A 6,219-nucleotide genomic window follows, 5' to 3' on the forward strand; every position below is an offset into this window, starting at 1 on the left:
CGATTGTCTTTTTAAGCGTTTCTATACTGCAAAAATAGCTCGGTAGCCGATTTTGAGCTTGGGATTACTTCTTTTGAATTTCCGCCCGATCCAGGAACGCGGCGATGGCGATAGGCAAGGTGCCCGTTTCGAGGAACGGCGCATGACCCTGGCCCTCGACCGTGATTGCTTCCATGCCGGGATGTCGTTCTCGCATCTCCTCAAGCGTTGCTGATGACAGCAGCTTGGAGTTTGCGCCGCGTATGGCAAGCAGCGGCACGGCGGCCAGCGCCTCGAACTGCGGCCACAGATCGGGCAGCGGCTTGCTGAAGTCGAGACCGGCCAGCGTGTCGACAAGCCTCGGGTCGAAATCCGGCATCAGCCCCGCGTCGGTCTCGCGAAAGAGCGCCGACACCATCCGTTCCCAGTCCGCTTCGGCAAGCGCCGGAAAGTCACCGCCGTGCACCTCGCGCTGCGCGTTGAGCGCCTCGGCGAATGTCTTCGGCTTCGGCGCGCCATCGAGATAGGAACGGATATGGGCGAGGCCTTGCGTCTCGATCACCGGGCCGATGTCGTTGAGCACCACGGCCTTCAGCACGGCCGGCGCGATCGCACCGAGCACATGGATGATCAGCCCGCCGCGCGACGTGCCGATGAAGCCCGCATCCTCGATGCCGAGCGCGGCCAGCCCGGCCAGGATATCGCCGGCTTCGATGCCCACATTGTAGTGGCCGATATCGGGGTCATAGGCCGATTGCCCGCGGCCGCGATAGTCGAAGGCGACGACCTTGCGCCCGGCCCGTATCGACAGGCGGAGCGCCAATTCGTGGAAGTCGCGCGCGTTGCGGGTGAGGCCGGGCAGGCAGACGACAGGCCAACGACCCGAATTGATTTCGCCATAGATGCGGGCGTGAAGCCGGAGCCCATCCGGCGCGTCATAGAAAAAGTCGGAGAAAGCTTCGCCTGGCATGCGGACACGTCCCTCGCCATTGCCGATTCGTGCGCGAGTGCTACAGGCGAGGGCAGGGGCGGTCAAATGGCTGAGGGAAGGAAGGTGCTCAACTGCGCCCGTTCACCAGGTCCCCGACGATGTCGTATTTGCCGGAAATACGCATCTTGTAGACCTCGTAATTTTCCATCACGCGCTGCACGTAGCTTCTTGTTTCCGCGTAAGGAATACGCTCGATCCAGTCGACGACGGCGTCCACGTCCTTGCCGCGCGGGTCGCCGTATTTGGCCACCCACTGGGCAGCGCGGTTGGGGCCGGCATTGTAGCCGGCGAAGGTCAGCACATAGGATCCGCTGAAACGGTCGAGCTGCTCGCCGAGGAAGGCAGCGCCAAGCGTCGCATTGTAGCCGGCATCGCTGGTCAGGCGCGTCTGCGAGAACGTCAGTCCGGCCTTCTTCGCCAATTGCCTGGCCGTGCCCGGCATCAATTGCAGCAGCCCGCGCGCTCCGGCGCTGGAGACCGCGCCGATATTGAATTCGCTCTCCTGGCGGGCAATCGCATAGGCTAGCGCCTTGCCGGAGCCGGAAATGTCGGCGGTGTCGGGGATGACGCCTAGCGGGTGCGACAGCGCGCCGACGTCGATGCCGCGCTGGGCGGCGATCTTGCCGACCTTCAGTGCCATGAAATGGTTGCCCTGCTTTTCGGCGAGCACTGCGAGCAGCGCGAGCTCGCCGGGGCTGGTCAACTGCCCGGCGAGATCGCGGTAAAGCGTCTCGGCATAGCGGTCATAGCCGGCCTCCTGCAGACGCTTGATGGCGCTGACGGCCTCGCGGCCGGCAAAATTCTGCCGGTCGGCGGCACTTGGCTGCGGATAGGCGATGTCGAGGGTCCTCAAGCCGACGCGCTCACCGGCGAGCTGGCCGTAGAATGTGGTGCCATAGGCAGCCGCGCGGGTGAAATACGTCTTCGCGTCGCCGGGCCCGCCCACTTCGGCCGTGCGCCCAAGCCAATAATAGGCGCGCGACAGCGACATCGGTCCCTGCGCGAGGTCGGCGATGCGAGTGAAATGGGCGGCGGCGGTGGCCGGATCGTTGAGGCCGCGCAACGCGTACCAGCCGGCATGGAACTCGGCCTCGGCGGCGCTGGCCGGGCTTTCGGCAGCGTGCATGGAAACGATCTTGTAGGCGGTCTTCATGTCGCCCTGGTCGACCAGCTCGCGCGACAGCACCCGGCGCTCCACCCACCAGGCGTCGGGATCGACCAGCGACTCGCGGTCGGTCGGCGCCTTCATCACGAGCGCGGCCGCGTCGTCGAACTTCTGCTGCTTGCGCAGATATTCGGCCTCGGCAAAGAAATAGCCGGCCGAGCGCTGCGCGGCCGGCACGGCGTTGAGCAGTTTGGCCGTGTTCCTGTCGCCGCGGCCGGCGGCCGCCCAGGCCTCGGCGAGCCGCTCGGCGCCGGCAAGCGCGGCGACGCGCAGCGCCGAACTCACCCGGTCGGCATAGAACATGCGCTCCATGCGGAAGCGATGATCGGCGACCGGGATGAGCGCGCCGAACTCCTTGATGACCGTCGCCTCGTCCCTGGCATCCAGCCTTTCCGCGCGCCAGAACGGCGACAGCACCGAGCGCGCTGCATTGAGGTTGCCCAGCGCGACATAGGAACGGGCAAGGATGATCACGCCTTCGGGGGTCAACGGCAGGCTGCCCTTGAACGCCTTCACCACGACCTGCGGGGAGGGGTTCTCGCGATAGAGCGCGCGCTCGCTGTTCTTGCGCAGCGCGATCGTGCCCGGCCAGTTCGGCAGCATCTGCGCGGCGTCGGCGATATCGCCGCTCGGCACCCGGTCGCCGCCATAGAGCGCGATCGCCCAGGCCAGGATGTGGCGGTCGAGCGAATTGGCCGGCAAGGCCTCGCGCACCTGGCGCGCGCCGGCAACGTCGTTGGCCGCCAGACTGTCGAGACCGCTCTTCAGAACAGCGACGTCGGCGAAAGGCGATGTCGGCGCGTCCGGGCGGCCCTGATAGGCCAGGGGCGCTACCGGGAGGGCCGACGTCACCTCAACGTCGACGCCGCCGCCGATCGCCGCGGCCGGCATCAGCGCAAGCGTCGCGCCAAGAAACGCGAAAAGACGGGGCCGCCGGCCTGACATGGGGTTCGTCATTTCCTGTTCGAGCACATTACCAGCAGGCCAAGACGCATCGAAGCCTAAACATAGGTCGTGAAGAGCCCGTAAACATAAGGTTATCGAGGTCGTTCGATTTGCGCTTGCTGGCACCATGGCAATGCTTGCCGGTGAACCATGTCGAGACTATGGTGCGCGGCTTCGCTTTCGGCTAGAAGGCGCGCACGATAGACCGACCGACAAAACACCAATGCATGCCGCCCCAAAGTGGATACCGGTTTTGGGGCAATGACATGCATAACCCAACAATGCATGTCGCCCAAAAGTGGATACCGGTTTTGGGGCAACGACATGCATAACCAACGAAGTCCCAAGGAGTTGGACGACATGCTGAGAGGCTCGCTTACCGCGCTCGTTACACCGTTCGAAAAGAGCGGGCGTTTCGACGAGAAAGCCTTTCGCGCCTTCATCGAATGGCAGCTCGCCGAAGGCACCACGGGCCTCGTCCCGGTCGGCACCACCGGCGAGTCGCCGACGCTGTCGCATGACGAGCACCGCCAGGTGGTCAAGGTCTGCATCGAGGTCGCCAAGGGCCGCGCTCCGGTCGTCGCCGGCGCCGGCTCCAACAACACCGAGGAAGCCGTAGGCCTGGTGCAATTTGCCGAGCAGGCCGGCGCCGATGCCGCGCTGGTCGTCACGCCCTATTACAACAAGCCGACGCAGCGCGGCCTCTATGAGCACTTCGCCGCTGTCGCCCGCGCGACCAAGCTGCCGATCATCATCTACAACATCCCGCCGCGCTCGGTGATCGACATGACGCCGGAGACGATGGGGCGGCTGGCGCACGACTTCAAGAACATCGTCGGCGTCAAGGATGCGACCGGCAAGGTCGAGCGCGTCTCCGAGCAGCGCGCCACCTGCGGCAAGGATTTCGTCCAGCTTTCCGGCGAGGACGCCTCGGCGCTGGGCTTCAACGCCCATGGCGGCGTCGGCTGCATCTCGGTGACGTCGAACGTCGCGCCGCGGCTCTGCGCCGAATTCCAGGAAGCGACGCTTTCCGGCGACAGCGCCAAGGCCCTCGACCTGCAGGATCGGCTCCTGCCGCTGCACAAGGCGATCTTCATCGAGCCCGGCCTGTGCGGCGCCAAATACGCGCTGTCGAAGCTGGGCAAGGTCGAGAACGTCGTGCGCTCGCCGCTGGTCACGATCGAGGCCTCGACGGCCGAGAAGATCGACCAGGCGATGAAGCATGCCGGCTTGATAAACTAACGAGCCCGTTTGGAAACTCCACTCCTGCGGCCATCTGAAGGCGCCACCTGCGCTTCCGGTGCTCACGTACTATATGTACGCTCCGCTCCGGTTCTCGGTGACACCGTCATCTGACTCGCAGGAGCGGGTTTCGAAACGGACCTGGACGTCATGAATCAAGTCAAAAAAGCCGATCCCAACAACAGGACCGTTGCGGAGAACCGCAAGGCACGGTTCTCCTACGAGGTGCTCGACACCCTCGAGGCCGGCCTCGTGCTGACCGGCACCGAGGTCAAATCGCTGCGCCAGGGCCAGGCCAACATCCAGGAATCCTATGCCTCTGCCGAGGGCGGCGAGATCTGGCTGATCAATTCCTATCTGCCGGAATATCTGCAGGCCAATCGCTTCAACCACGAGCCGCGCCGGCGCCGCAAGCTTCTGCTCTCCAAGCGCGAGATGGCGAAGCTGTCGCAGAGCGTCGATCGCGAAGGCATGACGCTGGTGCCGCTCAAGATCTATTTCAACGATCGCGGCCGCGCCAAGCTGCTGCTTGCGATTGCCCGCGGCAAGAAGCTGCACGACAAGCGCGAGACGGAAAAGCAGCGCGACTGGTCGCGCGAGAAGGGCCGCCTGCTCAAGCAACGCGGCTGAAGAATCTCAGGCGCTGGCCTGAAAAAAGCCAACAGTCGGCCTTCAGCTTCCGGACATGAAGAGCCGACATCGGGGGATAGTCTTGAAGAAGCGGATCGTCCTCTGGGTCCTGGCCAGCCTTGTCCTGGCGTGCGTCGTTGCAGCGGGCGGGCTCATCTATTTCCACACCTTCTCTCCCGATCGCGACCGGTTCCCCGTCAGGGGCATCGACGTCTCCCATCACCAAGGCCGGATCGACTGGCGGCGTGTCGCCGCCGACGATGTCGCCTTCGCCGTCATCAAGGCGACCGAAGGCGGCGATCATGTCGACGATGCCTTCGCCGCCAACCTGCGCGAGGCGCGCGCCGCCGGGCTGGCGGTCGGCGCCTACCACTTCTTCACCTTCTGCCGGCCGGGCGCCGACCAGGCGAAGAATTTCCTCTCGGTGGTGCCGCGCGGCGAGCCGCTGCTGCCGCCGGTGGTCGACATCGAATTCGGCGGCAATTGCCCGCAGCGGCCGTCGCCCGAGCAGTTGAGCGCCGAGCTCCAGGCGTTCCTCGGCCCGGTCGAGGCGGCCTTCGACAAGCCGGCGATCGTCTATCTCACCGATGAGGCGGCGCAGGCCTATTCCGCGCATATCGCCGTTCGCGAGCGCTGGCTCCGCTCGCTGGCGCTACGCCCCAGCAAGGACGACTGGATCTACTGGCAGTATCATAACCGGGGTCGCGTCGACGGCATCGAAGGCGATGTCGACCTGAACGTGCTGCAGGGCGGGGCGGACAAACTGGCTGAGCTATTCGCCACGCGGGTTTCCGAATCTACTCCTCCAGAAACGCCGCGATCTCCTTGAACACATTGACGAACATTGATTCCGTCAGCACGCCCGTATTGGTGTTGTAGCGCGAGCAATGGTAGCTGGAGAACAGCGTGATGCCGCCGGCCTGCTGACGCCCACCGTGGCGGAACGGATAGGCGGCGACGCGCTCGCCCAGCGCCCGCACCGTCGACTGATGCGCGATCGAGCCGAGCGCCAGCACAGCGCGCAGATTGGGAAAGCGTCCGATCGTCGGCACCAGAAAATTTCGGCAGGTGGCGATCTCGCCGCCGACCGGCTTGTTCTCCGGCGGCACGCAGCGCACGGCATTGGTGATCGCCGTCTGCACCAGTTCCAGCCCGTCGTCGGGCTTTGCCTTGAACTCGCCGCGCGCCAGGCCATGCGCGATCAGCGTGCCGTAGAGCAGGTCGCCGGCATAGTCGCCGGTGAAGGGCCGCCCGGTGCGGTTGGCGC

General features: G+C 65.1%; 6 protein-coding genes. 3 read left to right on the plus strand and 3 right to left on the minus strand.

The features are described 5' to 3' along the window. Positions 1–64: 64 nt before the first annotated feature. Together EN738_RS06795 and EN738_RS06800 are read right to left on the minus strand one after the other, a co-directional pair. The gene (locus EN738_RS06795; protein ID WP_127283031.1) at positions 65–949 is read right to left on the minus strand and encodes an alpha/beta hydrolase; all 885 of its coding nucleotides are present in this window, start codon (positions 947–949) and stop codon (positions 65–67) included. A gap of 88 nt (positions 950–1,037) precedes the next feature. Further along, entirely contained in the window at positions 1,038–3,080 is a 2,043-nt protein-coding gene (locus EN738_RS06800; protein WP_127283032.1) for a lytic transglycosylase domain-containing protein, read from the minus strand. Positions 3,081–3,440: 360 nt separating this feature from the next. Here EN738_RS06800 and dapA point away from each other — a divergent pair, with 360 nt between their 5' ends. The 3 genes from dapA to EN738_RS06815 all read left to right on the plus strand — a co-directional run bounded on the left by dapA (position 3,441) and on the right by EN738_RS06815 (position 5,781). Continuing rightward, entirely contained in the window at positions 3,441–4,322 is an 882-nt protein-coding gene (dapA, locus tag EN738_RS06805) for a 4-hydroxy-tetrahydrodipicolinate synthase (protein WP_127283033.1), read from the plus strand. 150 nt (positions 4,323–4,472) lie between these two features. Next, positions 4,473–4,952, plus strand: a complete 480-nt coding sequence (smpB, locus tag EN738_RS06810) for an SsrA-binding protein SmpB (protein WP_127283034.1) — start codon at positions 4,473–4,475, stop codon at positions 4,950–4,952. A gap of 82 nt (positions 4,953–5,034) precedes the next feature. Beyond that, positions 5,035–5,781 (plus strand): GH25 family lysozyme, encoded by a 747-nt coding sequence (locus EN738_RS06815; RefSeq protein WP_127283035.1) that lies wholly within the window; start codon positions 5,035–5,037, stop codon positions 5,779–5,781. Here EN738_RS06815 and EN738_RS06820 read toward each other — a convergent pair. Beyond that, positions 5,750–6,219, minus strand: a 470-nt coding sequence (locus EN738_RS06820; protein WP_127283036.1) for a uracil-DNA glycosylase family protein, incomplete at its 5' end; no start/stop codon positions are given. The two genes, EN738_RS06815 and EN738_RS06820, sit on opposite strands and share 32 nt — an antisense overlap.

The organism is Mesorhizobium sp. M4B.F.Ca.ET.017.02.2.1 (assembly GCF_003998955.1).
In the GTDB taxonomy this organism is placed as follows: domain Bacteria; phylum Pseudomonadota; class Alphaproteobacteria; order Rhizobiales; family Rhizobiaceae; genus Mesorhizobium; species Mesorhizobium abyssinicae.